This window comes from Rhizobium sp. NLR10b (genome assembly GCF_019685435.1).
Classification (GTDB): Bacteria; Pseudomonadota; Alphaproteobacteria; order Rhizobiales; family Rhizobiaceae; genus Rhizobium.
Window position 1 is genome coordinate 37553 of sequence record NZ_JABDWV010000018.1, and the last position, 24744, is coordinate 62296.

26 protein-coding genes and 1 tRNA gene are annotated in these 24744 nt (G+C 61.9%); 18 read left to right on the plus strand and 9 right to left on the minus strand.

Annotated elements, in window-relative coordinates; all coding sequences use genetic code 11:
• Positions 1–50 precede the first annotated feature (50 nt).
• Complete coding sequence (locus tag HJB91_RS25775) at positions 51–368, minus strand: hypothetical protein (protein ID WP_184458686.1); 318 nt, start codon at positions 366–368, stop codon at positions 51–53.
• A 227-nt stretch (positions 369–595) separates the two neighbouring features.
• Here HJB91_RS25775 and HJB91_RS25780 point away from each other — a divergent pair.
• The 3 genes from HJB91_RS25780 to HJB91_RS25790 all read left to right on the plus strand — a co-directional run bounded on the left by HJB91_RS25780 (position 596) and on the right by HJB91_RS25790 (position 1646).
• A tRNA-Ser gene (locus HJB91_RS25780) sits at positions 596–685 on the plus strand.
• 151 nt (positions 686–836) lie between these two features.
• Positions 837–1046, plus strand: a complete 210-nt coding sequence (locus HJB91_RS25785) for a KTSC domain-containing protein (protein ID WP_210629592.1) — start codon at positions 837–839, stop codon at positions 1044–1046.
• 360 nt (positions 1047–1406) lie between these two features.
• A complete protein-coding gene (locus tag HJB91_RS25790; RefSeq protein WP_210631711.1) occupies positions 1407–1646 on the plus strand; it encodes a CrpP-related protein in 240 nt (79 codons plus the stop codon).
• On the opposite strand, the gene pncB is transcribed toward HJB91_RS25790, so the two are convergent.
• The 7 genes from pncB to HJB91_RS25825 form a co-directional block, all read right to left on the minus strand.
• A complete protein-coding gene (pncB, locus tag HJB91_RS25795; protein WP_210629593.1) occupies positions 1628–2932 on the minus strand; it encodes a nicotinate phosphoribosyltransferase in 1305 nt (434 codons plus the stop codon). The genes HJB91_RS25790 and pncB overlap by 19 nt on opposite strands.
• 187 nt (positions 2933–3119) lie before the next feature.
• Positions 3120–3476 (minus strand): hypothetical protein, encoded by a 357-nt coding sequence (locus HJB91_RS25800; protein WP_221156197.1) that lies wholly within the window; start codon positions 3474–3476, stop codon positions 3120–3122.
• Positions 3477–3621: 145 nt separating this feature from the next.
• Positions 3622–4581 (minus strand): glyoxylate/hydroxypyruvate reductase A, encoded by a 960-nt coding sequence (locus tag HJB91_RS25805; RefSeq protein WP_221123535.1) that lies wholly within the window; start codon positions 4579–4581, stop codon positions 3622–3624.
• Between the two features lie 9 nt (positions 4582–4590).
• The gene (locus HJB91_RS25810; protein ID WP_221156089.1) at positions 4591–6228 is read right to left on the minus strand and encodes an ABC transporter ATP-binding protein; all 1638 of its coding nucleotides are present in this window, start codon (positions 6226–6228) and stop codon (positions 4591–4593) included.
• Positions 6225–7373: an ABC transporter permease gene (locus HJB91_RS25815; protein ID WP_210629596.1), complete on the minus strand. Its 1149-nt coding sequence runs from the start codon at positions 7371–7373 to the stop codon at positions 6225–6227. The genes HJB91_RS25810 and HJB91_RS25815 overlap by 4 nt, the downstream gene beginning before the upstream one ends.
• Positions 7373–8461, minus strand: a complete 1089-nt coding sequence (locus tag HJB91_RS25820) for a microcin C ABC transporter permease YejB (protein WP_210629597.1) — start codon at positions 8459–8461, stop codon at positions 7373–7375. The genes HJB91_RS25815 and HJB91_RS25820 overlap by 1 nt, the downstream gene beginning before the upstream one ends.
• 150 nt (positions 8462–8611) lie before the next feature.
• A complete protein-coding gene (locus HJB91_RS25825; RefSeq protein WP_221123534.1) occupies positions 8612–10444 on the minus strand; it encodes an extracellular solute-binding protein in 1833 nt (610 codons plus the stop codon).
• Between the two features lie 246 nt (positions 10445–10690).
• On the opposite strand from HJB91_RS25825, the gene mepA reads away from it, so the two are divergent.
• From mepA to HJB91_RS25855, 6 genes are all read left to right on the plus strand, one after another.
• Complete coding sequence (gene mepA / locus HJB91_RS25830; RefSeq protein ID WP_221123533.1) at positions 10691–11764, plus strand: penicillin-insensitive murein endopeptidase; 1074 nt, start codon at positions 10691–10693, stop codon at positions 11762–11764.
• Between the two features lie 86 nt (positions 11765–11850).
• The gene (locus HJB91_RS25835; protein WP_210629600.1) at positions 11851–12231 is read left to right on the plus strand and encodes a methylglyoxal synthase; all 381 of its coding nucleotides are present in this window, start codon (positions 11851–11853) and stop codon (positions 12229–12231) included.
• Positions 12232–12248: 17 nt separating this feature from the next.
• Complete coding sequence (locus tag HJB91_RS25840) at positions 12249–13274, plus strand: glucokinase (protein ID WP_221156090.1); 1026 nt, start codon at positions 12249–12251, stop codon at positions 13272–13274.
• A 124-nt stretch (positions 13275–13398) separates the two neighbouring features.
• Positions 13399–15186 (plus strand): ABC transporter ATP-binding protein, encoded by a 1788-nt coding sequence (locus HJB91_RS25845; protein ID WP_210629602.1) that lies wholly within the window; start codon positions 13399–13401, stop codon positions 15184–15186.
• A 15-nt stretch (positions 15187–15201) separates the two neighbouring features.
• The gene (dapB, locus tag HJB91_RS25850) at positions 15202–16026 is read left to right on the plus strand and encodes a 4-hydroxy-tetrahydrodipicolinate reductase (protein WP_221147678.1); all 825 of its coding nucleotides are present in this window, start codon (positions 15202–15204) and stop codon (positions 16024–16026) included.
• 21 nt (positions 16027–16047) lie between these two features.
• A complete protein-coding gene (locus tag HJB91_RS25855; protein WP_210629604.1) occupies positions 16048–16683 on the plus strand; it encodes a 2,3-bisphosphoglycerate-dependent phosphoglycerate mutase in 636 nt (211 codons plus the stop codon).
• Between the two features lie 54 nt (positions 16684–16737).
• Here HJB91_RS25855 and phnF read toward each other — a convergent pair whose 3' ends face one another.
• Positions 16738–17475: a phosphonate metabolism transcriptional regulator PhnF gene (gene phnF / locus HJB91_RS25860; RefSeq protein ID WP_221156091.1), complete on the minus strand. Its 738-nt coding sequence runs from the start codon at positions 17473–17475 to the stop codon at positions 16738–16740.
• A gap of 110 nt (positions 17476–17585) precedes the next feature.
• On the opposite strand from phnF, the gene phnG reads away from it, so the two are divergent.
• The 9 genes from phnG to phnD all read left to right on the plus strand — a co-directional run bounded on the left by phnG (position 17586) and on the right by phnD (position 24728).
• The gene (phnG, locus tag HJB91_RS25865) at positions 17586–18062 is read left to right on the plus strand and encodes a phosphonate C-P lyase system protein PhnG (RefSeq protein WP_210629606.1); all 477 of its coding nucleotides are present in this window, start codon (positions 17586–17588) and stop codon (positions 18060–18062) included.
• The gene (phnH, locus tag HJB91_RS25870; protein WP_221156092.1) at positions 18062–18670 is read left to right on the plus strand and encodes a phosphonate C-P lyase system protein PhnH; all 609 of its coding nucleotides are present in this window, start codon (positions 18062–18064) and stop codon (positions 18668–18670) included. Before phnG ends, phnH begins: the two co-directional genes overlap by 1 nt.
• 4 nt (positions 18671–18674) lie before the next feature.
• Complete coding sequence (locus HJB91_RS25875) at positions 18675–19781, plus strand: carbon-phosphorus lyase complex subunit PhnI (RefSeq protein WP_221123529.1); 1107 nt, start codon at positions 18675–18677, stop codon at positions 19779–19781.
• Entirely contained in the window at positions 19778–20653 is an 876-nt protein-coding gene (locus HJB91_RS25880; protein WP_221123528.1) for an alpha-D-ribose 1-methylphosphonate 5-phosphate C-P-lyase PhnJ, read from the plus strand. The genes HJB91_RS25875 and HJB91_RS25880 overlap by 4 nt, the downstream gene beginning before the upstream one ends.
• A complete protein-coding gene (gene phnK, locus HJB91_RS25885; protein WP_221123527.1) occupies positions 20650–21426 on the plus strand; it encodes a phosphonate C-P lyase system protein PhnK in 777 nt (258 codons plus the stop codon). Before HJB91_RS25880 ends, phnK begins: the two co-directional genes overlap by 4 nt.
• Positions 21427–21450: 24 nt before the next feature.
• A complete protein-coding gene (gene phnL, locus HJB91_RS25890) occupies positions 21451–22158 on the plus strand; it encodes a phosphonate C-P lyase system protein PhnL (RefSeq protein ID WP_210629611.1) in 708 nt (235 codons plus the stop codon).
• Positions 22155–22772, plus strand: a complete 618-nt coding sequence (locus HJB91_RS25895; protein ID WP_221123525.1) for a DapH/DapD/GlmU-related protein — start codon at positions 22155–22157, stop codon at positions 22770–22772. Before phnL ends, HJB91_RS25895 begins: the two co-directional genes overlap by 4 nt.
• Positions 22773–22890: 118 nt before the next feature.
• Positions 22891–23736, plus strand: a complete 846-nt coding sequence (gene phnC / locus HJB91_RS25900; protein WP_210629613.1) for a phosphonate ABC transporter ATP-binding protein — start codon at positions 22891–22893, stop codon at positions 23734–23736.
• An 86-nt stretch (positions 23737–23822) separates the two neighbouring features.
• On the plus strand, positions 23823–24728 hold the full coding sequence (gene phnD, locus HJB91_RS25905) for a phosphonate ABC transporter substrate-binding protein (RefSeq protein WP_210629614.1): 906 nt from the start codon (positions 23823–23825) through the stop codon (positions 24726–24728).
• The last annotated feature ends 16 nt before the right edge of the window (positions 24729–24744 follow it).

Below are 24744 nucleotides of genomic sequence, written 5' to 3' on the forward strand. Positions count from 1 at the left end.
GGAGGGCCATAACCGGCCTTCGCCGCAGCGCACCGGCTCAAACCGATCGGCTACGCGATGAAGCGGCCTGACACTTGCGGTTTCTTGTAGCCGATCATCCAAAGAAGCAGCGCGATCACCAGAAAAACCGCAAAGGCCGGCTGCAGCATCAGCCACTGAAAGATGAAGGCATAGAAGCGCGGGTGGATATAGTAGGAAAGCGCGGATTGCAGCGACGTCAGCGTGTCTGGGCTGACATCCTGCCAGGCATCCGACATCGGCGTCATGATCACGGCGGAGGCGGCAACCGACTGGATCGAATCGATGGTTCCGGCAATAACGGCTGCCGCAAGCGCGACAAGACTCGCCAGACGCAACAGGAAACGCATCAATCCCTCCGACGCTTCAATATGCCGGACAATTCCGGCGAGCCCGCGCCATTCTCCACCTTGAGAATTACATAGTCATCGATGAGGTGAAGCACAATGGGATGGGCCAAGGGGAGTTTTATCGGAAGAAGTCAAAAAACTGTTAGATTTGGGTTGATCGGCAAAAATTCATCGGTATATATCGCGCCGTTCCGACGATTTGCTCCTATCCGGGCGCGAACGCCAAAGGACAGGTGGCCGAGTGGTTTAAGGCGCACGCCTGGAACGCGTGTGTACGTGAAAGCGTACCGAGGGTTCGAATCCCTCCCTGTCCGCCATTTCGCTTTCCCTCTTGCATCTCCTTCAGACATCCCCGGGGGAACCGAGTTCGGCATGTCCCGAATTGGAGATTTTTTACCACGCTGCTTCACCGTGTCTTTGCAAGTTTGGGTTTAGGGTTCTGCCAAACCAAGAACAGAGGTAAAACAGGTGCAAGAACTTTCGGTGAAGTCGAAGATCATCAAATCCGTCTATTTCAGTCAGGAAGACGGAAGGCTCAGGATCTGTTTCAAGAACGGTGAAGAGCGCCTGTTCGAAGGCGTGCCCTCCTCGGAAGCGCATGCGATGACGGCGGCGCCGTCTCCCGGACATTATTATCTCGACCGGATCAGGACGCGGTTTCGCAGACTGGCCGCCTGAAACCCGTGGGCCCGGCTGGAAATTGCGCCGGATTGAGACGGGGCCGGTGGATATTAACCACGGGCTAACCCTCACCTTCATCACAGTTGGATCGGCCGGAGCAGAACGCGGCAATTGTCAGCGCTGCCGCTTTCAGAGATTCGGTCAGCCGGGAGGCTCGGTGGCGGACCCCAGCCACGAAGCCGGGCCTCCCCGTCACGCCCAATCCGTTTCGCCAGATCAATCCGAGGTCGGCTGCGATTGCCTTGAAATAGCGAAATGGGGCTAATCCTGTGAAAAACCGGAATGCTCACATCTAGACTCGACAATGCTTCATTAGCATGATTGCATAAACCCATGGAACGGGAGGCCGGGGTGATGATGTTCGAGAATCTGCTTGAGATGCAGGAGCGTGGCGTGCGCGACCGTGCTCGTGGCCGCAGCTTGGCGGACAATCCGATGTCGAAGCCGGATGTGCTGCCGATCACCGATTTTCAGGAATGGTACTCGATGTTCGACGCCTGGCGCTTCGGCTGGTCGATCGAGGATGCGATGGCGGGGCATATCGATGCGCCCCGTCATGGCCGCGCCTCACCTCGTGCCTATACCAGGACAGTCTGATCGACCCGATCCTCGGCGCCGAAGAATTTCAGGTAACGCTCGACCTCCGCCGGGTCTCCCGTCGCCTTCTGCGGATTGTCAGAGAGTTTTACCGCTGGACGGCCGTTGGCGTCGCTGACCTTGCAGACGATCGAGATCGGATTGAGGCCTGATATTTCCGTCGGCGCGCAGCCGGCAAAATCATTCGTCAGGTTGGTGCCCCAGCCGAAGCTCATGCGCACACGGCCTTCGAAATGCCGGTAAGTGTCGATGATGGCGTCGACATCGAGGCCGTCGGAGAAGATCAACAGCTTCTGGCGCGGATCGCGGCCCATCTTCTTCCACCAGTCGATGATCTTTTCTCCGCCTTCGATCGGCGGCGCGCTGTCCGGACGGAAGCCGGTCCAGTCGGCGACCCATTCGGGGGCGTCACGCAGGAAGGCCGCGGTGCCGAAGGCGTCCGGCAGGACGATCAGCAGGTTGCCGCCATAGAGCTTGTTCCAGTCGCGCAGGATCTTGTAAGGGGCATTGCGCAGTTGCTCATCGGTCTGCGCCAGGGCGGCTGCCACCATCGGCAGCTCGTGGGCATTGGTGCCGACCGCCTCGAGATCGGAATCCATCGCCAGCAATACATTGCTGGTGCCGGTGAAGGCCGGACCGATGCCTTCCTTCAGCGCCTCGACGCACCAGCGCTGCCAGAGAAAGCTGTGGCGGCGGCGGGTGCCGAAATCGGAGATGCGCAGGCCCGGCAACTCCCTCAGCCGCTCGACCTTCGACCACATCTTTGCCTTGGCGCGGGCGTAGAGCACATCCAGCGTGAAGGGACCGAGCGCCCTCATCGCCGAGCGCGAACGCAGCTCGTTGACGATGGCGAGCGCCGGGATCTCCCACATCGTGGTTTCCTTCCAGGACCCATGGAAGTCCAGCACATATTGCCCGTCCTTCTTCGACAGCTCATATTCAGGGAGCTGGAAATTGGACAGCCAGGCGAGGAATTCCGGCTCGAAGATCTGCGCACGGCCGTAGAAACTGTTACCCGCCAGCCAGATCATCTCCTTCTTGGAGAGCCGCAGCGTGCGGGCGTGATCGAGCTGTTCGCGCAATTCGCCCTCATCGATCTCTTCGGCGAGATGGACGCGCTTGGTGCGGTTGATCAGGGTGAAGGAGGCGTTCACATCAGGATAGAGCTTCCAGATCATCTGCAGCATCAGCAGCTTATAGAAGTCGGTATCGATCAGGCTCCGGATGATCGGGTCGAGTTTCCAGGCGTGATTGTAGACGCGTCTCGCGATATCGGTCTTGGCCATGAGATTCCTGCCCCTGTCCACTCCGGTCAGGTGCTGCCAAATTCCCAGGTGCTGCCAAGTTCCGGGCCGGCGCACGAAACCGGCTCGTGCGCCTTCTTATCGAAAAATCGGCGGAGAAAGTCCAGACAAAACATAAACATCCCGCCGGATCGTGGCGACGGGATGCGGGAGATCATCCGTCGAACGCCTATTGGGCCGGAGGTTGAGCCGGGGTCGCAGGAGCGGTATCCGGGGCCCGCGCCGTTTGCGGCGTCTCGGTCGGGACCGCATTGCCATTCTGGATCGTCGGCGCGGGTGCTGCGTCCGACTGCTGCTGCTGGAGCTGTTGGCCGGGCTGATGCGGCGCCACCTCGTTCGCCTCGCGGCGGCCCCAGATCTCGACTGGAATCCAGACCACGAAAGCGAGGATCAGCGCCACGAGCAGCACGGTGAGGATACGATAACCCATACGCCCCTGCTTTGCCTCGACCGGCGGGATTTGCTGTTCCTTGTGAAGCTTTCCGTCGGATTTTTCCCAGCGTGTTTCGGTCTGATGCGCCATCATCGTCTCCTTCGCTGCCTTGGCGGCCGATTTGGCCGCAAAGAACTTCGCAAGGAAAACGGGTGGCCGTCTGGAAGGTTCCGGGCTCATACCTGCCGCGGTCTTGGGAATAACCAAACCTCGGCAGTGGTTTTGGCGCGAGATTCCGCTAATAGCCGGCGTCGCGATCGATCACGAACTGCAGCGGCTCGCCGCGCTCAAAACGGGCGATCTGCATCTCGACATGGCGGAACAGCGCGTTCTCTTCGGAGACCGCCGCGTCATGCGGGGTGATGAAGACATTCTCCAATTCCCACAACGGGCTGTCGGTGGCGAGCGGCTCCACTTCGAAAACGTCGAGAGAAGCGCCGCCGAGGATCCCCTCCCTGACCGCCGAGACGATGTCGCTCTCGATCTGGCTCTTGCCGCGGCCGGCATTGATGAAGACAGGCTGCCCGAGCGCACCGTCGCGGCGGAGCTTCTTAAATAGCCCGCTATCATAGAAGCCGGTCGTCTCAGGCGTCAGCGGCAAGAGGCCGACCAGAATGTCGGTCTTGGCGAGGAACCGGTCCAGTTCGCCCGCGTCGAAGGTCTCGACGCCCTCGATTGTTTTGCGGGTGCGCGACCAGCCGATGACGTTGAAACCCATCACTTTCAGCTTGGCGACCGCATCCTGGCCCAGAATGCCGAGCCCCATGACGCCGACGGTCACCTCCGCCGCTTCCGGCGCGATCAACTTGGCCCATTCGCGCCGCCGCTGCTTGATGTCATGGGCATATTGCCCCCGCAGATGCATCAGGCACTGCATGACGACCCATTCGCTCATGCGGGTTGTCAGGCTGCGGTCGACGAAACGGACGATCGGAATGTCGGGCAGACCGGCCATGCCGATGATGTGATCGACACCGGCGCCGCCCGAGAAGATGACCTTGAGATTTGGCGCCCGGCTGAAAAGATCGGCATCCGGCCTCCAGAGAAGAGCATACTCGACGGCACGCAGATCATGCGCGGCATCAGCCGGATCGGCGAGATTGATGCAGCCGCGATCGGCAAAAGCCGTCTTCAGCGCATTGGCAATGCCTTCGGGGTTGAATTTGAGATCGACGAGAACGGGAGAAAGTGCGGACATGATCTTCTTTTACTGCTGCACGGCGGGCGTCGGCACCGCCTCGATGTTGAAGGCGGCCGCCATCAGCGCCTTGGTGTAATCGTCCTTGGGCGCACGGAAGATTTCCGCGGACGGTCCCTGCTCCACCACCTTGCCGAACCGCATGACGATGACGTCGTTGGCAAGCGCCTTCACCACCTTCAGGTCGTGGCTGATGAAGAGATAGGCGAGGTCGTGTTTCCTCTGCAGGTCGCGCAGCAGGTCGACCACCTGCGCCTGTACGCTCATGTCGAGCGCGGAGGTCGGTTCGTCGAGCATGACGAAACGCGGCTTCAGCACCATGGCCCGGGCGATGGCGATGCGCTGGCGCTGGCCGCCGGAGAATTCATGCGGATAGCGCCAGCGGGTCAGCGGATCGAGGCCGACCTCCTCCAGCGCCCAGCAGACGCGCTGGTCGCGCTCCTCTGCCGTCAATGCGCGCTCATGCACCTTCAGCCCTTCGGCGATGATATCGCCCACCGACATGCGGGGGCTGAGCGAACCATAGGGATCCTGGAAGACGATCTGCAGCTGATTGCGCAGCGGTCGCATCTCATTGAACGAATAGCCGGCTATATCCTTGCCGACGAAGGCGATCCGTCCCTGTGAAGAGATCAGCCGGGTGAGCGCCAGGCCGAGCGTGGTCTTGCCCGAACCGGACTCGCCGACGACGCCGAGCGTCTGGCCGGCGCGCAGCGAAAGATCGATGCCGTCGACCGCCTTCACATGATCGACGACGCGGCGCATCAGCCCCGCCTTGATCGGGAACCAGACGCGGATATCCGAACCTTCCATCACCACCGGCTTCGACGGATCGGCGAGCGGTGGCTCGCCGCGCGGCTCGGAGGCCAGGAGGTGGCGGGTATAATCGTGCTTCGGATTGGCGAAGACCTCCTCGACCGTTCCTGCCTCGACGATCCTGCCCTTGGTCATGACGCAGACGCGGTCGGCGAATTTGCGCACAATGCCGAGATCATGGGTGATGAACAGCATCGACATGCCGTGCGCTGCCTTCAATTGCCGCAGCAGTTCGAGGATCTGCGCCTGCACGGTGACGTCGAGCGCCGTGGTCGGCTCGTCGGCGATCAGCAATTCCGGCCGGTTGGCGAGCGCCATGGCGATCATGACGCGCTGGCGCTGGCCGCCGGACAGTTCGTGCGGATAGGCCTTCAACCGCTTTTCCGGCTCGCGGATGCCGACCTGGTTCAACAATTCCAACACGCGCTGGCGCGCCGGCTGGCCGGTGATGCCCTGGTGCAGGGCGAGGATCTCGGCGATCTGCTTCTCGATCGTATGAAGCGGATTGAGCGAGGTCATCGGCTCCTGGAAGATCATGGTGATGTCGTTGCCGCGCACCTCGCGCAGCGCCCGCTCCGAGGCTTTCAGGAGATCCTTGCCCTTGAACAGGATCTCGCCAGAGGGATGGCTTGCGGTCGGATAGGGCAGAAGCTTCAGGATCGAATTGGCCGAGACCGATTTGCCGGAGCCGGATTCGCCGACGAGCGCCACGACCTCGCCTCTGGCGATATCGAAGGCGACGCGATCGACGGCAAGGGAGGCTTCGCCGCCCTGGTGAAAGGCAACCGAGAGATCGCGGACGGAAAGGAGCGGTTCTGTCATGTCACTCATTGAAAGGTCTTCCTCGGGTCGAAGGCGTCGCGCACGGCTTCGCCGATGAAGATCAATAGGGAAAGCATGATCGACATGGCGAAGAAGGCCGTCAGCCCCAGCCAGGGCGCCTGCAGGTTGGTCTTGCCCTGCGCGATCATTTCGCCGAGCGAAGGGGAGCCGGGCGGCATGCCGAAGCCGAGGAAATCGAGCGAGGTCAGCGTCGTGATCGAGCCGGAGAGGATGAAGGGCAGGAAGGTGAGTGTTGCCACCATGGCGTTCGGCAGCAGGTGGCGCCACATGATGGTGCGGTTGTTGACGCCGAGCGCGCGAGCGGCGCGGACATATTCGAAATTGCGGGCGCGCAGGAATTCGGCTCGCACCACGCCGACGAAGCTGACCCAGGAGAAGAGCAGCATGATGCCGAGCAGCACGAAGAAGCCGGGCGGCAGGATCGCGGCGATGATCAGCAGGATGTAGAGCACCGGCATCGACGACCAGATCTCGATGAAGCGCTGCAGCAGGAGATCGGTCAAGCCGCCGAAATAGCCCTGCACCGCCCCTGCCGTGACGCCGATGATTGCCGAGCAGATGGTCAGCGCCAGGCCGAACAGCACCGATATGCGAAAGCCATAGATGACACGCGCCAGCACATCGCGCGCCTGGTCATCAGTGCCGAGCCAGTTGAGATTGCCAAGCGTGCAGCCGGGATCATTCACCCCTTGCGGATAGCCGGAGCAACGCTCCTCTTTCGTCATCAGCCAGAAGGGCGCGGTTGGCGCCGAATGCGGAATGTTCGAGTTGACCGAGCGGTAGGAATAGCGGATCGGCGGCCAGATCATCCAGCCATTGGCGTTGATCTCGTCCGATATCACCGAGGAGCGGTAGTCGGTTTCGGCGAGGAAGCCGCCGAATTTCTCCTCGGGATAGTCGATCAGCACGGGAAACAGGATTTCGCCCTTGTAGGAGGCGATGATCGGCCGGTCGTTGGCGAGGAACTCGGCAAAGAGGCTGAGCAAGAACAGCAGCAGGAACAGCCACAGCGACCAGTAGCCGCGGCCGTTCGCCCGGAAATTCTGCCAGCGACGGATGTTGGTCGGCGACAGCAGGCCCTTGCGCGGCGGCTTGACCGGGGTTGCGGTGGCGGGATTTGCGGCGGCGTCCATCAGACATCCCTCCGCTCAAAATCGATGCGCGGATCGATCCAGGTGTAGATCAGGTCGGAAATCAGGCTGACGAAGAGACCGAGCAGCGAGAAGATATAGAGTGTCGCGAAGACGATCGGATAATCCCGGTTGACCACCGAGAGATAGCCGAGGCGGCCGAGGCCATCGAGCGAAAAGATGTTCTCGATCAGCAGCGAGCCGGTGAAGAAGGCGGATATGAAGGCGCCGGGAAAACCGGCGATGATGATCAGCATGGCGTTGCGGAACACATGGCCGTAGAGCACCTGCCGGTCATTCAGACCCTTGGCGCGGGCGGTGACGACATATTGCTTCTTGATCTCCTCGATGAAGGAATTCTTGGTCAAGAGCGTCGTGGTGGCGAAGGCGGCTAGCGAAAGCGAGATCAGCGGCAAAGTGAGGTGCCAGAAATAGTCGAGCGGCTTCTGCCACCAGGCGAGCTCACCGAAATTGTCGGAAACGAGGCCGCGCAGCGGGAACCAGTCGTAGAAGGAGCCGCCGGCGAAAAGCACGATCAGCAGGATGCCGAAGAGAAAGCTCGGAACGGCATAACCGATAACGATGACGCCCGAGGTCCAGACGTCGAAGGTCGACCCGTCCTTGACCGCCTTGCGGATGCCGAGCGGGATGGAGATCGCATAGGAGAAGATCAGGATCCAGATGCCGAGCGAAATCGACACCGGCAGCTTCTCCTTGATGAGGTCGAGCACGGAGGTGTTGCGGAAGAAACTCTCGCCGAAATCGAAGCGGATGTAATTCCACATCATCTCACCAAAGCGCGTCAGCGGCGGCTTGTCAAAGCCGAACTGTTTTTCGAGCTTGGCGATCAGCTCCGGATCGAGCCCCTGAGCGCCGCGATATTTCGAACCTTCGTCGCTGCCGCCGCCACCGAGGAGATCGCCGCCGCCGGACAGGCGCTGATCGGCGCTGTCGGCCTGGCCGGTCAGCTGGGCAATCACCTGCTCGACCGGGCCGCCGGGTGCAAATTGAACAACGATGAAGGAAATTGCCATGATGCCGACAATGGTCGGAATCATCAAAAGCAGGCGGCGAATGACATAGGCACCCATCAGCCTTCAGCCTCCGGGAAAGTATTTCTTGTCTGCACGCCGTTCAGTCCAATGCCGCTCAAGCCGTCAGCCTTCCCTTGCCGGCCCCGCCGGCTTGTCGTGATTCGCTCGTGCCATTTGGAGCCCAGGGCCCCGCTAATGCAAGCCCGCTCATTTTGCCGAGGTCGACCACCAGGCATCGGGGAAACCAAGGCTGTAGGCCGGAAATTCGGCAGGATGCGTGACTGTGTTCCAATAGGCGATATTAACGGTATCGCGGTAGAACAGCGGGATAACATAGTGATTTGCCAGCAAGACCCGGTCCATTGCCTTGATCGCAGCGACCTGTTCATCGCGGTTCGGCGCGAAGATAATCATGCGGATGAGCTCATCGACGGCTGGGTTGGCAATGCCGGCGTAGTTGCGAGAACCCTGCTGGTTGACCGAGCCGGATCCCCAGTAGTCGGCTTGCTCGTTGCCCGGATTCATTGTCTCCGCCCAGACATTCCAGATCATGTCGAAGTCAAAGCTGCGTTCGCGGTTGACAGCTTGCGAAGCGTCGACTGTCCGAACTCGCGCATCTATGCCGATTTTCTTGAGATTGCTGGCATAAGGCACTGCCCAGCGCTCCAACATGGGGCTCGACAATAATATCTCGAAACTCATTGGCTGGCCGGTCTTGGTATTGACCATGCGACTGCCCTTCAGCTCCCAACCGGCTTCTTTCAGAAGAGCAATCGCCTTTCGGAGGTTGTCGCGGCTCTTCTGCGGATCGCCGCCAACAGGATTGGTGTACGGCGTCGTGAAGACCTCGGGCGGAACCTTGTCCTTCAGGCCTTGCAGAATTTCCAGCTCCCGCCCCTGCGGCAGACCGGAGGAGGCGAGCTCGGTATTCCAGAAATAGCTGTCGATGCGCTTGTAACTGTTAAAGGCAACGGTGCGGTTCAACTCCTCGAAATCGAGGCCGTAGTTCAGCGCCTCGCGGACCCTTATATCCTTGAAGAGGTCACGCCGCATATTCGGCACAAGAGCCTGCAGAATGCCGGTGGAGCGCAGAGGATTTGCAACCTCTTCCTTCTTGACGCGTCCTTCCTTCACTGCAGGAAAATCGTATCCCGTCGCCCAGCGGGCAGCCGTTGTCTCCTGCCAATAGTCGCTATTGCCGGCGCGAAAGGCTTCGAACTCAACATCGCGGTCACCGAAATAGGTGTAGATGACATTGCGGAAATTGTTCTGGCCGACATTCACATTGAGATTCTTGCCCCAGTAATCGTCACGCAGTTCATAACGGATGGTTGCGCCGGGCGAGAAAGAAGCAATCTTGTAAGGCCCGGACCCCATTACGGGCTCCAGCGTCGTTTTGGTAATGTCACGCGGCTTGCCATCCGCTCCGGGTGCTTCCCACCAATGTTTCGGCACAATCATTAACTGGCCGAGAATGTTGGGCAATTCGCGGTTGTTCTTCTCATCAAAGGTGAAGGTCACATCCCGATCGCCGGTCTTTTCCGCTTTGACGACGTGATGGTAGTAGTTCCCGGCGACGGGGTTCAATTCCTTAGTCTTGTCCAGGCTGAAAATGACGTCTTCCGGAGTTACCGGCTGACCGTCCGCCCATTTCGCCTCTTTGCGCAGGCGGAAGGTCGCGCTGGAAACGTCAGAAGGAAAGGAAAGTCCTTCGGCAAGCAGGCCGTAGGAGACAAGGAGCTCGTCATCGGCGGGCTTCATCAAGGTGTCGTACACGAGCGTCAGGCCGACCGCCGTCTGTCCCTTGGCAAGCAGCGGGTTGAAGGTGTCGAAGGCGCCACTTGCGGAAAGGCGCAGATCCCCGCCCTTGGGAGCATCGGGATTGACGTAATCGAAATGCGCAAAGCCCGGCTTGTATTTCATTTCGCTGATGACCGAGCTTCCGATCTGAAACGGCTGCTCTTCACCCATTGCCGTCAATGGCATCAAAACACCAGCAAGTGCCAGAATAACACCGATTTTCGACCACGATGCCGTCATTCCCATTTCCCCTGAATATTGCGGATTCGACAATACGAGAAATAGGGGCGAAAAACAGGAGAGAGTTTGGTTTTTGCCGAGCTCGCGGAATTTTGAGCTTTTCTGTCAAAGGGCAGCTGCGGTGATGCTGCGGCGATCCGTCGCCGGCTCCTCCTGCGCCGCTCCGCCAAATCATCGATTCACCAAAATTGCTTTTCACGATAGATTCGAGTGCAAATCACTTCGGCATCGACGTAAGGGAACAGCATGGCTTTCGGCTTCGCCCAGGCTTTCAGGACTTTTGGCAAATTGACGCTTGCCGGCGCAATCGGGGCAAGCCTTGCCGCCGGCGACGTCGGCGCAGAGCAGAAAACGCCAAGCCCGGGCAGCGCCAAGGCGCTATTCGCAGGCGCCAGCCTGCCGACGCAGGGGCCGGCGCAGCCGATCGGCTTCTATGCAAAGGGCTGCATGACCGGCGCGGTGGCGCTGCCGACCGACGGGCCGACTTGGCAGGCAATGCGGCTTTCACGCAACCGCCGCTGGGGCAACCCGGCGATGATTGCGCTTCTGGAACGGTTTTCGCAGGATGCGGTCAAATATGCCGGCTGGCCGGGCATCCTGGTCGGCGATGTCGCGCAGCCGCGCGGCGGGCCGATGCTCAACGGCCATTCCTCACATCAGATCGGTCTCGATGCCGATATCTGGTTCACCCCGATGCCGGCGCGCCGCATGACGGCTGAGGAGCGCGAGGACCTGCCCTTCACCAGCATGCTGCAGAAGGACAAGTTCCTCACCGTCGACCCGAAGGTGTGGACGGAATCGCGGGCGCGGCTTTTGATGCTGGCGGCGAGCTATCCCGAAGTGGAGCGCATCTTCGTCAATCCGGCGATCAAGAAGAAGATGTGCGACACCTGGACCGGCGACCGCACCAACCTTGGTAAGCTGCGGCCGATATACGGCCATGACTCGCATTTCCACATCCGCATCAAATGCCCGCCCGGTGCTGCCGGATGCACGCCGCAAGCTCCCGTCGCCTCAGGAGACGGCTGCGACAAGTCGCTCGCTTATTGGTTCACCCCGGCGCCTTGGGCACCGCCCAAACCGCCCAAACCCGGCGCCAAGCCCCCGAAGCCGCCGCGTGAGATGATGATCACCGACCTGCCGAAGGCCTGCTCTGCCGTGCTCGATGCCGCTTCTGTCGCTTCGATGCAGGCCGCCACCTATGGCGGGCCTTCCGCCGTAAGCGCGTTCGCCGCCGCTCCGGCAGCCGCGCCGGCTGATGATGACGAGGGGTTGCCGGATGTCGGCCCGGTTCCGAACGACAAGCCGGCGATCCAATGAATGGGCGGACGCGTTGTCTTTCAAATCGCAAATTCTTGGTATAAAGCGATCAAATCGATTGAATTGTTGGGGCGGAGATTCCTTTCATGGCCGGCAGCAAGTGCCTTGCGCTGATCGCGCATGACCAGAAGAAGGACGACATGGCGGCTTTCGCCCGCGCCAATCAGGACCTTCTCTCGCGCTGGAAGATCGTCGCGACAGGTACCACCGGCGGTCGCGTGCTCGACGCCGCTCCCGGTCTCGACGTCACCAGACTGAAAAGCGGGCCGCTCGGCGGCGACCAGCAGATCGGCGCGCTGATCTCGACCGGCGAAGTCGACGCGCTGATTTTCTTCGTCGACCCGCTGACACCGATGCCGCATGATGTCGACGTGAAGGCGCTGATGCGGCTGGCGATTGTCTACGACATTCCGATGGCGCTCAACCACGCGACCGCTATAAAGCTCCTTCCCACACTCGAAGCCTGATCAGCACGGAACCGGCCATGCCCAAATCCAATCACAGCACCGCTCCGCTTCCCTTCCCGATCCTGATCGGCGATATTGGCGGCACCAATGCCCGCTTCTCCATCCTGACCGACGCCTATGCCGAACCGAAGCAGTTTCCGAACGTGCGCACGGCGGATTTCGCCACGATTGACGAAGCGATCCAAAAGGGCGTGCGCGACAAGACAGCGGTGCAGCCGCGCTCGGCGATCCTCGCCGTCGCCGGCCCGATCAACGACGACGAGATCTCCCTGACCAATTGCGACTGGGTGGTGCGGCCAAAGACGATGATCGAGGGCCTCGGCATCGAGGACGTGCTCGTCGTCAACGATTTCGAGGCGCAGGCGCTGGCGATTGCCGCCCTGTCTGATGAAAACCGCGAACGTATCGGCAGCGCCACCGGCGACATGGTCGCCTCGCGCGTCGTGCTCGGACCCGGCACCGGCCTCGGCGTCGGCGGACTCGTGCATGCCCAGCATACTTGGATTCCGGTTCCCGGCGAAGGCGGCCATGTCGATCTCGGGCCGCGCAGCAAGCGCGACTATGAAATCTTTCCGCATATCGAGACGATCGAAGGTCGTATTTCGGCCGAACAGATCCTCTGCGGACGCGGCCTCGTCAATCTCTACAACGCCATTTGCGTAGTCGACGGGAGCCAGCCGACGATGAAGGATCCGGCCGAGATCACCTCGCATGCGCTTGCCGGCAGCGATAAGACCGCCGTCGAGACCGTTTCGCTGTTTGCCACCTATCTCGGCCGCGTGGCCGGCGACATGGCGATGGTGTTCATGGCGCGTGGCGGCGTCTACCTCTCCGGCGGCATCTCGCAGAAGATCCTCCCGGCGCTGAAGAAACCGGAATTCCGGCAGGCTTTCGAGGACAAGGCGCCACATAGTGCGCTGCTTCGCACCATCCCGACCTATGTGGTGACGCATCCGCTGGCGGCGCTCGCCGGACTTTCGTCCTATGCGCGGATGCCGGCCAATTTCGGCGTATCGACGGAAGGCCGCCGCTGGCGGCGCTGAGCCCAGGGCGCGTCCCTCCGGGACGCGCCGCGGTCTAGCCAAACCAGTCCCAACTCTTTATAGAGCCGGCCAAAGTGCGCGCCACATTCACGACGCGCTCAGTCTCGGACAGGAAGCTTGATATTTGGAAGCCGTGGAAAGCAGAAAGCAGAGCGTCAGCAGCGATACCGTCACCGGCATCCTGAAGCGCATCATCGCTGAAAACGGCCGCGACCATCTCTGGGGTTATGTCTTCGCTATCGTCTGCCTCGTGGTCGTGGCACTTTCGACGGCGTTCACCGCCTGGATCATGCGGGCGATCATCGACGAGGCCTTCGCCAACCGCCGCGCCGACGTCGTCTGGATCATCTGTCTTTCGATCTTCATTGCCTTCGTGCTGCGCGGCTTTGCCAGCTACGGCCAGGCGGTGGCGCTTTCCAAGGTCGGCAACAATATCGTCGCCCGCTATCAGCGCCGCCTCTATGCCCATCTGATGACGCTTTCAGTCGGCTTTTTCAGCGAGGCGCGCTCGGCTCATATCGCCGCGCAAGTCAGCCAGAACGTTAGCGGCATCCGTGACGTGCTCAACCTGACGATCACCTCGACGGTGCGCGACCTCCTGACATTCGTTTCGCTGATCGGCGTGATGGTCCTCCAGGACCCGCTGCTGAGCCTCGCCGTGTTCATCATGGCGCCGCCACTGCTCTATGCGCTGCGTTATGTTTCCAAACGTCTTCGCTCGGCAACCCGCGAGGCCGTGCATCTGAACAGCCACGTGCTGGGGGCCATGCAGGAGACGATCCAGGGTATTGCCATCGTCAAAGCCTTCACGATGGAAGAGGAGCTGGAGAACAAGGTCAACAAGCTCATCACCGCCGCCGAAAACCGGGCGAACCGGATTGCCCGGCTTTCCGAGCGCACCTCGCCGCTGACGGAGAGCTTCGCAGGCTTTGCCGTCGCCAGCGTGCTTGCCTATGCCGCCTATCGCTCGATCTATTACAATGTGGCCCCGGGCGCCTTCTTCTCCTTCGTGACGGCGCTGCTGCTTGCCTATGACCCGGCCCGCCGCCTTGCCCGCCTGCAGGTGCAGATGGAACGCGCCGTCGTCAATGCACGGATGATCTACGAATTGCTGGACATGGAGCCGCGCCAGCGCGACCTGCCGGATGCCCGGCCGCTGACGGTGACGCAGGCGCGCATCGAATTCCGCAATGTTTCCTTCGCCTACGGCAGTGAAAGCGTGCTGAACAGTGTCAGCTTCGTCGCCGAGGGCGGGACGACCACGGCGCTTGTCGGCCCCTCTGGAGCGGGCAAATCCACCGTCATCAGCCTCATTCCGCGCTTCTACGACCCTCGCGAAGGCGAGATCCTGATCGACGGGCAGGATATCGCCCACATCACCAAGAAGTCGCTGCGCCAGCAGCTCGCCTATGTCTCGCAGCAGCCCTACCTGTTCGAGGGCACGATCCGCGACAATATCCGCTACGGCCGGCCGGAAGCGACCGATGCCGAGGTGGAAGAGGCCGCCCGGCTTGCCTATGCGCATGACTTCATCTCAGCGCAGCCGCAGGGTTACGATACGCCTGTCGGCGAAAACGGCGTGACGCTTTCAGGCGGCCAGCGCCAGCGACTTTCCATCGCGCGCGCTTTGGTGCGCAATGCACCGATCCTGCTGCTCGACGAGGCGACCTCCGCCCTCGACACCGAATCCGAGGCCGCCGTGCAGAAGGCGCTCGACGAGGCGATGACCGGGCGCACCGTGGTGGTGATCGCCCATCGGCTATCGACCGTGGTGCGCGCCGACAAGATCGTCGTCATGCAGCAGGGCCGGGTCGTCGAGGAGGGCAATCATGAGACGCTTGCGAAGGTCAGCGACGGTCTTTACGCTCGCCTCAACAATCTGCAGAGGCCCTCGGCCTCGGATTCATACTAAGCTGGCGAGACTGACATGAGCGATGCTGCGATGAAACTGGTGGTGGTCGGCGCAGCGGGACGCATGGGGCAGACGCTGATCCGGCTCATTCATTCCATGGAAGGCGTGATGCTGCATGCCGCCGTCGAACGTGCCGGCTCGCCCTTCGTCGGCAAGGATGCCGGTGAAATTGCCGGGCTCGGCCCGACCGGCGTCATCATCGGCGACGATCCGCTCCAGGCTTTCCTGCATGCCGAAGGCGTGCTCGATTTCACCGCGCCTGCCGCCACGGTGGAGTTTTCCGGTCTCGCCGCTCAGGCCCGCATCGTCCATGTCATCGGCACGACAGGCTGCTCGACCGAGGACAACGCGAAGATCGCCGCCGCGGCACGCCATGCCCGCGTCGTCAAGTCTGGCAATATGAGCCTCGGCGTCAATCTGCTCAGCGTTCTGGCCGAGCAGGCGGCACGAGCGCTCGATCCGGCGGACTGGGACATCGAAATCCTGGAAATGCACCACAAGCACAAAGTCGATGCTCCTTCCGGCACCGCCCTTCTCTTCGGCGAAGCGGCAGCCAAGGGCCGCAGTATCGATCTTGCCTCAAAATCGGTGAGGGTCCGCGACGGCCACACCGGCGCGCGCGAAGTCGGCACGATCGGTTTTGCGACGCTGCGCGGCGGCTCGGTCATCGGCGAGCATTCCGTGCTTTTTGCCGGAGAAGGCGAAATCGTCACCCTGTCGCACAGCGCGGCAGACCGCTCGATCTTCGCGCGCGGCGCGATCAAGGCGGCGCTCTGGGCGCGCGACAAGAAGCCAGGTTTCTATTCCATGCTCGACGTGCTCGGGCTTTCTTCCCAATAACGACATATCGGAGGCATATTCATGAGCGGTACCCTCGTCCTCGTTCGCCACGGCCAGAGTGACTGGAACCTGAAGAATCTCTTCACCGGCTGGAAGGACCCGGATCTGACGGAGCTCGGCATCCAGGAAGCCAACGCCGGCGGCGCCGCACTTGCCGAATACGGGATCAAATTCGACGTCGCCTATACCTCGGCGCTGGTGCGCGCGCAGCACACGCTGAAGCTCATCCTCGACAAGGTCGGCCAGCCCGACCTCGAGACGATCCGCGACCAGGCGCTGAACGAGCGCGACTACGGCGATCTCTCCGGCCTCAACAAGGATGACGCGCGTGCCAAATGGGGCGAGGAACAGGTTCATATCTGGCGCCGTTCCTATGACGTGCCGCCGCCGGGCGGCGAGAGCCTGCGCGACACCGGCGCCCGTGTCTGGCCTTACTACCTCACGGAAATCCTGCCGCGCGTGCTGCGCGGCGAAAAGGTGCTGGTCGCCGCCCACGGCAATTCGCTGCGCTCGCTGGTCATGGTGCTCGACAAGCTGACCAAAGAAGGCGTGCTCGCCCTCAATCTCGCGACCGGCGTTCCAATGGTCTACAAGCTGAAGGCGGATTCAACCGTGGCTTCAAAGGAAGTTCTGGGCGATATGTCCGGTGCACACTAATTCGGTGAGGCGTGCCGCCGGAAGCGGTCGGCACGCCTGCCTCAACTATTGGCCTCAGTTCTCGATCGTGAACTGCACCCGGTCGGCGGCGAAACGGCTGATCGAATATTGCACCGGCACGCCGTCGAGATCGGTGTTCATTGCCTTGGCGATCAGCAGGATCGCGCCGGGGGTGAGTTCCAGGTCGGCAAGGTCGGCTGTCCCGGCATGGGCAGCCGTCACCTCGGTTGTCGCGCGGACATAATCCGCCACGCCAAGCTCGGCGAAAGCCTTGGTGATCGATTCATGCTTGCGGTAGGCCTCGCCGATCCCGGCGAAACGTTCGGCGGGAAACCAGCTCGTCGCTTTTGAAACCGGCCGCCTGTCGGCATGGCGCAATGTTTCCAGCCGGATCACTTGCTCGCCCTGTTTCACACCCAACCAGCGGGCAACCTCGGCGCTCGCCTCCTCCTGCGCCTCATCGAGCAGAAGACCACGCGTCTCGCGCGCCTGATCGCCGATGCCGGCAGTGAAGCGCGTGCGCCGGGTGATCGGGAAGTTCAGCCGCTGCTTGCGCTCGATCAGCGTGCCGCGGCCTTGCACCGCGCGCACGATCCCCTCCTGCGCCAGCGCCGCCAGCGCACTGCGCACCGTATGCCTGTTAACGCCGAATTGCAGCGCCAGCACCGTTTCCGGCGGCACCATTCTCGTTTCGTCATAGGCTCCGTTGCCGATCGCCTCGCGAATTCGATCGGCGATCTGACGCCAGAGCGCCACACCTGTCTGCCTCTGCACCTGCTTCAGTCCTGCCATTCTGCCCCTGCCTTGCCCCACGATGTCACACGCTTGTCACGACACCGATTTAAGGCTAGGTATAACTTGTATGGTTGTCTATATCAATAGACATTTCGAGGAAAGCAGCGATGATATCAGCGGACAAGGAAGACGCCGCGTCGCAAACGGTCTCGGAGCGCAAACGCGCCGCCGATCTGTTGGCGCGAGCGGAACGGAGCGAACTCCAGGCAGTCTGGGACGCATTGCCGCAAAAGCCCGTGGCTTATCCGGTGCGCGGACCGGAGACCGGACTTGTAATGGTGCGCGGCCGCATCGGCGGCGGCGGAGCTCCTTTCAATCTCGGCGAGGTGACGATGACACGCGCGACGGTGCGGCTCGAGTCCGGTTCCATCGGTCATGCGCAGGCGCTCGGCACCGACCGGGAGAAGGCCCGTCTTGCGGCGATCTTCGACGCGCTCTGGCAGGAGGAGACGAGCAAGAATTTTGTCGAACAGGCACTGCTTTTGCCGATTGCCGCGCGCATCGCCGCCACTGAGCGCCGCAAGGCGGATGAGACGGCGGCAACCCGCGTCGATTTCTTCACCATGGTGCGGGGAGACAACTGATGGGTCTTGCGACAGAAGCTTTGATCGGCGGTTTTGCCGACCCGGTTTTCCATGCACAGAGCGTCTTCAAGATGCTGATGGACGGCATGGCCCGTCCCGGCGCCATTCAGACCATTGAGCCCGATATCGCTCCGCCGGCGCCGCTCGGCATTGCCGCCGGCGCGATCGCGCTCACGCTTTGCGACCACGACACGCCGGTCTGGCTTACCACGGGACTGGCGAAATCCGCCATGCCGGAGTGGCTCGGCTTCCACACTGGCGCGCCGCTGACCGCCGAGAAGGCCGATGCGCATTTTGCCTTCATTGAGGCGGGCATTACGCTTTGCTCCTTCGGCCTGTTTGCATCAGGCACACAGGAATATCCCGACCGTTCGACGACTGTTGTCATCGAACTTCCCGAACTCGACGGCGGACGCAGGCTGGCGCTGATGGGTCCGGGCATCAAGAGTGTCGTGGAGATCGGGCCGGCCAGCCTGCCGGAGACCTTCCTCAGACTCTGGAGCGAGAACCGGGCGCTCTTCCCGCGCGGCGTCGACATCGTGTTGACCTCAGGCAGACACTTCGTCTGCCTGCCGCGCACCACCAAGATCACAGCAACGGAGATCTGAGCTCATGTATGTTGCCGTCAAAGGTGGCGAGGCCGCCATCGCCAATGCCCATCGGCTGCTTGCCGACCGCCGCCGCGGCGACCGTTCGTTGCCGGCGATCGGCATTGAGCAGATCGTCGAACAACTCGCCCTCGCCGTCGACCGCGTCATGGCGGAGGCCTCGCTTTTCGACCGCACGCTCGCCGCCCTCGCCGTGCGCCAGTCGCGCGGCGACATGATCGAGGCGATCTTCCTGCTGCGCGCCTATCGCACGACGTTGCCGCGCTTCGGCTATTCCAAGCCGCTCGAGACAGCTGACATGACGATCGAACGGCGCATCTCGGCGACTTACAAGGATCTGCCGGGCGGCCAGCTGCTTGGGCCTACTTTCGACTATACTCATCGCCTTCTCGATCCGTCGCTGCTTCAGGACGAACTGGTCGAGGCGCCGGCCCGGCGCCCGGCCGAGACCGGCCGCGTCATGCGCGTCTCCGAAATCCTCGGCGAAGAGGGCCTGATCGAGGCCGACGGCGACATGCCCGAAGATCACGAGATCGGAGACCTGACCCGCGAGCCGATGGAATTTCCGATGACCCGCGACCTGCGCCTGCAGGCGCTTTCCCGCGGCGACGAGGGCTTCCTGCTAGCGCTCGGTTATTCCACTCAGCGTGGCTATGGCCGAAACCACCCCTTCACCGGCGAGATCCGCATCGGCGAAGCCGAGGTGGAATTCGACGTGCCGGAGCTCGGTTTCGCCGTCTCGCTTGGCACAATCCAGATCACCGAATGCCAGATGGTCAACCAGTTCAAGGGCTCGGCCAAGGCGCCGCCGCAGTTTACCCGCGGTTACGGCCTGGTCTTCGGACAGAGCGAGCGCAAGGCAATGGCGATGTCGCTGGTCGATCGCGCGCTTCGCGCCGAAGAACTCGGCGAGGATATCACCGCGCCGGCACAGGACGAGGAATTCGTCATTTCGCACTCCGACAATGTCCAGGCGACCGGCTTCGTCGAGCACCTGAAGCTGCCGCATTATGTGGACTTCCAGGCGGAACTCGATCTCGTCCGCCGCATGCGCCGCGAATTCGAAGCCGCCCGCAATGCCGGCGAAGACATGAAGGAAGCCGCCGAATGAGCGATCTCGCCAGCTACAACTTCGCCTATCTCGACGAGCAGACCAAGCGGATGATCCGCCGCGCCATCCTGAAGGCGATCGCTATTCCGGGCTACCAAGTGCCCTTCGCCAGCAGAGAAATGCCGATGCCTTACGGCTGGGGCACCGGCGGCGTGCAGGTGACGGCCTCGATCATCGGGCCTGATGACGTGCTGAAGGTGATCGACCAGGGCGCCGACGACACGACCAATGCCGTTTCGATCCGGGCCTTCTTCCAGAAGGTCGCCAATGTCGCGGTGACGACGCGCACCAGCGAAGCGACGATCATCCAGACGCGCCACCGCATCCCGGAAGAGAAGCTCGGGCCTGGCCAAGTGCTCGTCTACCAGGTGCCTATCCCCGAGCCGCTGCGCTTCCTCGAACCGCGCGAGACCGAGACGCGCAAGATGCATGCGCTGGAAGAATACGGCCTTATGCATGTGAAACTCTACGAGGATATCGCCCGCAACGGCCGCATCGCCACCACCTATGCCTATCCGGTCAAGGTACATGGGCGTTATGTCATGGATCCCTCGCCGACGCCGAAATTCGATAATCCGAAGATGCACAGGTCGGAAGCGCTGCAGCTTTTCGGCGCCGGTCGCGAAAAGCGCATCTATGCCGTGCCGCCCTATACCGATGTCGTCAGCCTGGATTTTGAGGACCATCCCTTCGAGATCCAGCGCTTCGACAGGCCTTGCGCGCTCTGCGGCGCTGAGGAGGTCTACCTCGATGAGGTCATCCTCGATGACAAGGGCGGGCGCATGTTCGTCTGCTCCGATACCGACCATTGCGAAGATCGCCGGGCCCAAGGGCATGCCGGCAAAATGCTGGCCCGGGGGGCTGCAGAATGACCAATATCCCGCTTCTCAAGGTCAACGACCTCTCGAAGTTCTACGGCAAGCGCATCGGCTGCCGGAACGTCTCCTTCGAGCTCTGGCCCGGCGAGGTTCTCGCCATCGTCGGCGAATCCGGTTCGGGCAAGACGACGCTGCTCAATTGCATCTCCACCCGGCTGATGCCGACGACCGGCAGCGTCGAGTACCACATGCGCGACGGCGGCTACCGCGACCTCTACCACATGAACGAGGCCGAACGCCGCTTCCTGATGCGCACCGACTGGGGCTTCGTGCATCAGAACCCGGCCGACGGGCTACGCATGAGCGTCTCTGCCGGCGCCAATGTCGGTGAACGGCTGATGGCGATCGGCGACCGGCACTATGGCAAGATCCGCTCCACCGCCATCGACTGGCTCGAACGCGTCGAGATCGATGCCGATCGCATCGACGATCAGCCGCGCGCCTTTTCCGGCGGCATGCGCCAGCGCCTGCAGATCGCCCGCAACCTCGTCACCGGTCCGCGTCTGGTCTTCATGGACGAGCCGACCGGCGGCCTCGATGTTTCGGTGCAGGCGCGCCTGCTCGATCTGATGCGAGGCCTCGTCAACGATCTTGGCCTCTCGGCCATCATCGTCACCCACGATCTCGCCGTCGCCCGCCTGCTCTCGCACCGCATGATGGTGATGAAGGACGGCTACGTCATCGAACAGGGCCTCACCGACCGCGTGCTCGACGATCCCAGAGAGCCTTACACGCAGCTGCTCGTCTCCTCGATCCTGCAGGTCTGAGCTAGAAACCAGGAAAACCATATCATGCCAACGCCCCTCGTCGTTTCCGAAGTCTCGAAGAGCTTCACCATGCACCTGCGCGACGGCATCAGGCTGCCCGTCGTCTCCGACGTCGCCTTCTCCGTGTCGTCAGGCGAATGCGTCGTTCTCGGCGGCCCCTCAGGCATCGGCAAGAGCTCGCTGCTCAAGATGATCTACGGCAATTATGCCGTCGACACCGGCCAGATCCTCGTCCGCCACGACGGGCGGATCGTCGACCTCGCCGCCGCCGATCCGCGCACCGTGCTCAATGTTCGCCGCGATACGCTCGGCTATGTCAGCCAATTCCTGCGCACCGTACCGCGCGTGGCGGCAATCGACGTGGTGGCCGAGCCGCTCGTGGCGCGCGGCGAAGAAATCGTCGTTGCACGCGAAAAGGCAGGCGCCCTGCTTGCCAGGCTCAACCTGCCGGAGGCGCTTTGGCAACTTCCGCCCGCCACCTTTTCCGGCGGCGAGCAGCAGCGCGTCAACATCGCCCGCGGCTTCATCACCGAGCATACGATCCTGCTTCTCGATGAACCCACAGCCTCGCTGGATGCGAAAAACCGCGCCGTCGTCGTCGGCATGATCGCAGAGAAGAAGAAGGCGGGCGTCGCCCTTCTCGGCATCTTCCATGACGAGGAAGTGCGCGAGGCCGTCGCCGACCGCATCCTCGACGTCCAGCAGTTCTCGCCGAGGATGATTGCCGCATGAGCCGCAAGCTTGGTATCGAGCCCGCCATCCACGAAACGGCCGAGGTCAGCGATTCCACCTTCGGGCGCTATACGGAAGTCTGCGAACGCTGCCGCATCAGCGAGGCGACCTTCGGAGACTATTCCTACATCATGCAGGACGGCGCCGTCTGGTGCGCAACGATCGGCAAGTTCGTCAATATCGCCGCCGCCGTGCGCATCAACGCCACCAACCACCCGACCTGGCGCGCGACTCTGCATCATTTCACCTATCGCGCCGCCAATTACTGGCCGGACGCCGATATGGAGACGGATTTCTTCGCCTGGCGGCGCTCGAACCGGGTGACGATCGGCCACGACGTCTGGATCGGCCATGGCGCGACCATCCTGCCCGGCGTCAACGTCGGCAATGGCGCCGTCATCGGGGCCGGCGCGGTCGTATCGAAGGACGTTGCATCATACACGATCGTCGGCGGTGTGCCGGCGAAGCTGATCCGCGAACGTTTCCCGAAAGAGATCGGCGAACGCATGGACAGGCTTTCCTGGTGGGATTGGCAACACGACCGGTTGCGCCTGGCCTTGCAGGATTTCCGCAACCTTAGCGCGGAAGATTTTCTGGCCCGCTACGAATGCTAGACGCCACCGCCGAGACACGGAGATTTGTGACACCTCTTACACAAATATGACATTGGAGGTTCATGAAGCGGGACTAATGCGATGCTGACCAAGGCCTGGAGTGCAAGGGAAGAGCATGATGTTCGAGCTGAAGGATGTCACCCGCCGTTTCGGAAACAAGCTCGCCGTCGATGCCGTGACGCTCACCGTTGCCCAGGGCCAGATGGTTGGCATCATCGGCCGCTCCGGCGCCGGCAAGTCGACGCTGCTGCGCATGATCAATCGGCTGCAGGAACCGAGCTCCGGCTCCATTCATTTCGCCGGCGTCGAGGTCTCCGGGCTTCGCGGTCAGGCATTGCGCAACTGGCAGCGCGACTGTGCGATGATCTTTCAGCAGTTCAACCTGGTGCCGCGCCTCGATGTTCTCACAAATGTCATGCTCGGCCGCCTCAATCACCGCTCGACGCTTCTGAGCCTTCTCAACATCTTCACCCGGGAAGAACGCGTTCATGCGATCGCCGCACTGGAGCGCCTCGGCATCGAGCAGACGGCGCTGCAGCCGGCCGGCACGCTTTCCGGCGGCCAGCAGCAGCGCGTGGCGATCGCCCGGGCGCTGATGCAGAACCCGAGGATGGTACTCGCCGACGAGCCTATCGCCTCGCTCGACCCGCTGAACGCCAAGATCGTCATGGATGCGCTGCGCGACATCAACGAGCGCGAGGGCATCACCGTCATCACAAATCTGCATACGCTCGACACTGCCCGCAACTATTGTGAGCGCATCGTCGGCATGGCCGGCGGCCGCGTCGTCTTTGACGGCAAGCCCTCGGAGCTGACGGCCGAAGCCGTGAAGGCAATCTACGGAACGGACAAGGATGGCGCCGGCATCGACGAAACCATGACGTCGACATCCATCAATATCGCTGCCGAGCGGGCAGACAATCCATCCGCCGGCGCCCAACCGCTGGCATTGGCCGGTCTCTGAGCGGGACGGCCGCGATCGAACGCCCGCGTCAAGGGCACATTCTTCGTAATGGGAAGGCCGGAACACCGGTCGATAGGAGAGAACGCATGTTGAAGAAAGCACTCTTTGCGGCAACGGCGCTGTTCGCGCTCGCCGGCGCCGCCAATGCCGCAGACCTCAAGGAATTCCGCATCGGCATCCTTGGCGGCGAAAACGAAACCGATCGCCTGCGCAATTATGCCTGCCTTGCGGACCATCTGAAGCAGGAGTTCGGCTTCGAGAAGGTCTCGCTCTTCCCGGCCGCCGATTATGACGGCGTTATCCAGGGTCTGCTCGGCGGCACGCTCGACTTCGCCGAACTCGGCGCTTCCGGCTACGCCTCCGTCTACCTCAAGGATTCGAAGGCCGTTACGCCGATCCTGACGACGCAGCAGAAAGATGGTTCGACGGGTTATTACTCGATCGGCCTTGCACTGAAGTCCTCCGGTATCAAGACCATCAAGGACGCCAAAGGCAAGAAGCTCGGCTACGCCGATCCGGACTCCACCTCCGGTTACCTCGTTCCGCTGACGCAGATCCCGAAGGACACCGGCATGCCGAATGACAAGTTCTTTGCCTCGACCCAGTTCAACGGCGGGCATGAAAACAACCTGCTTGCCGCCTATGACGGCAAGGTCGACGTCGCAGTCGATGACTCGTCGGGCATCGGCGATTTCAAGGACGGCTACACCTCCGGCACCTTCCGCAAGGAAGTCGACAAGGGCGCCGTGGACCCGAACAAGCTCGTTGAAGTCTGGCGTTCGCCGCTGATCCCGAACGGCCCGCTCGTCGTGCGCAACGCTCTCGGCCAAGAGTGGCAGACGAAGCTCGCAGCCTTCTTCACGGCCCTGCCGGAAAAGGATCACAAGTGCTTCTCGGCTGTCGAAGGCGGCGACTACAAGGGCTATGCCCCGGTCAAGCACGACTTCTACAATGCTGTCGTCGAGGTTCGCAAGGCGGCCATCGGCGGCTGATCGCCTTTTCAATGCG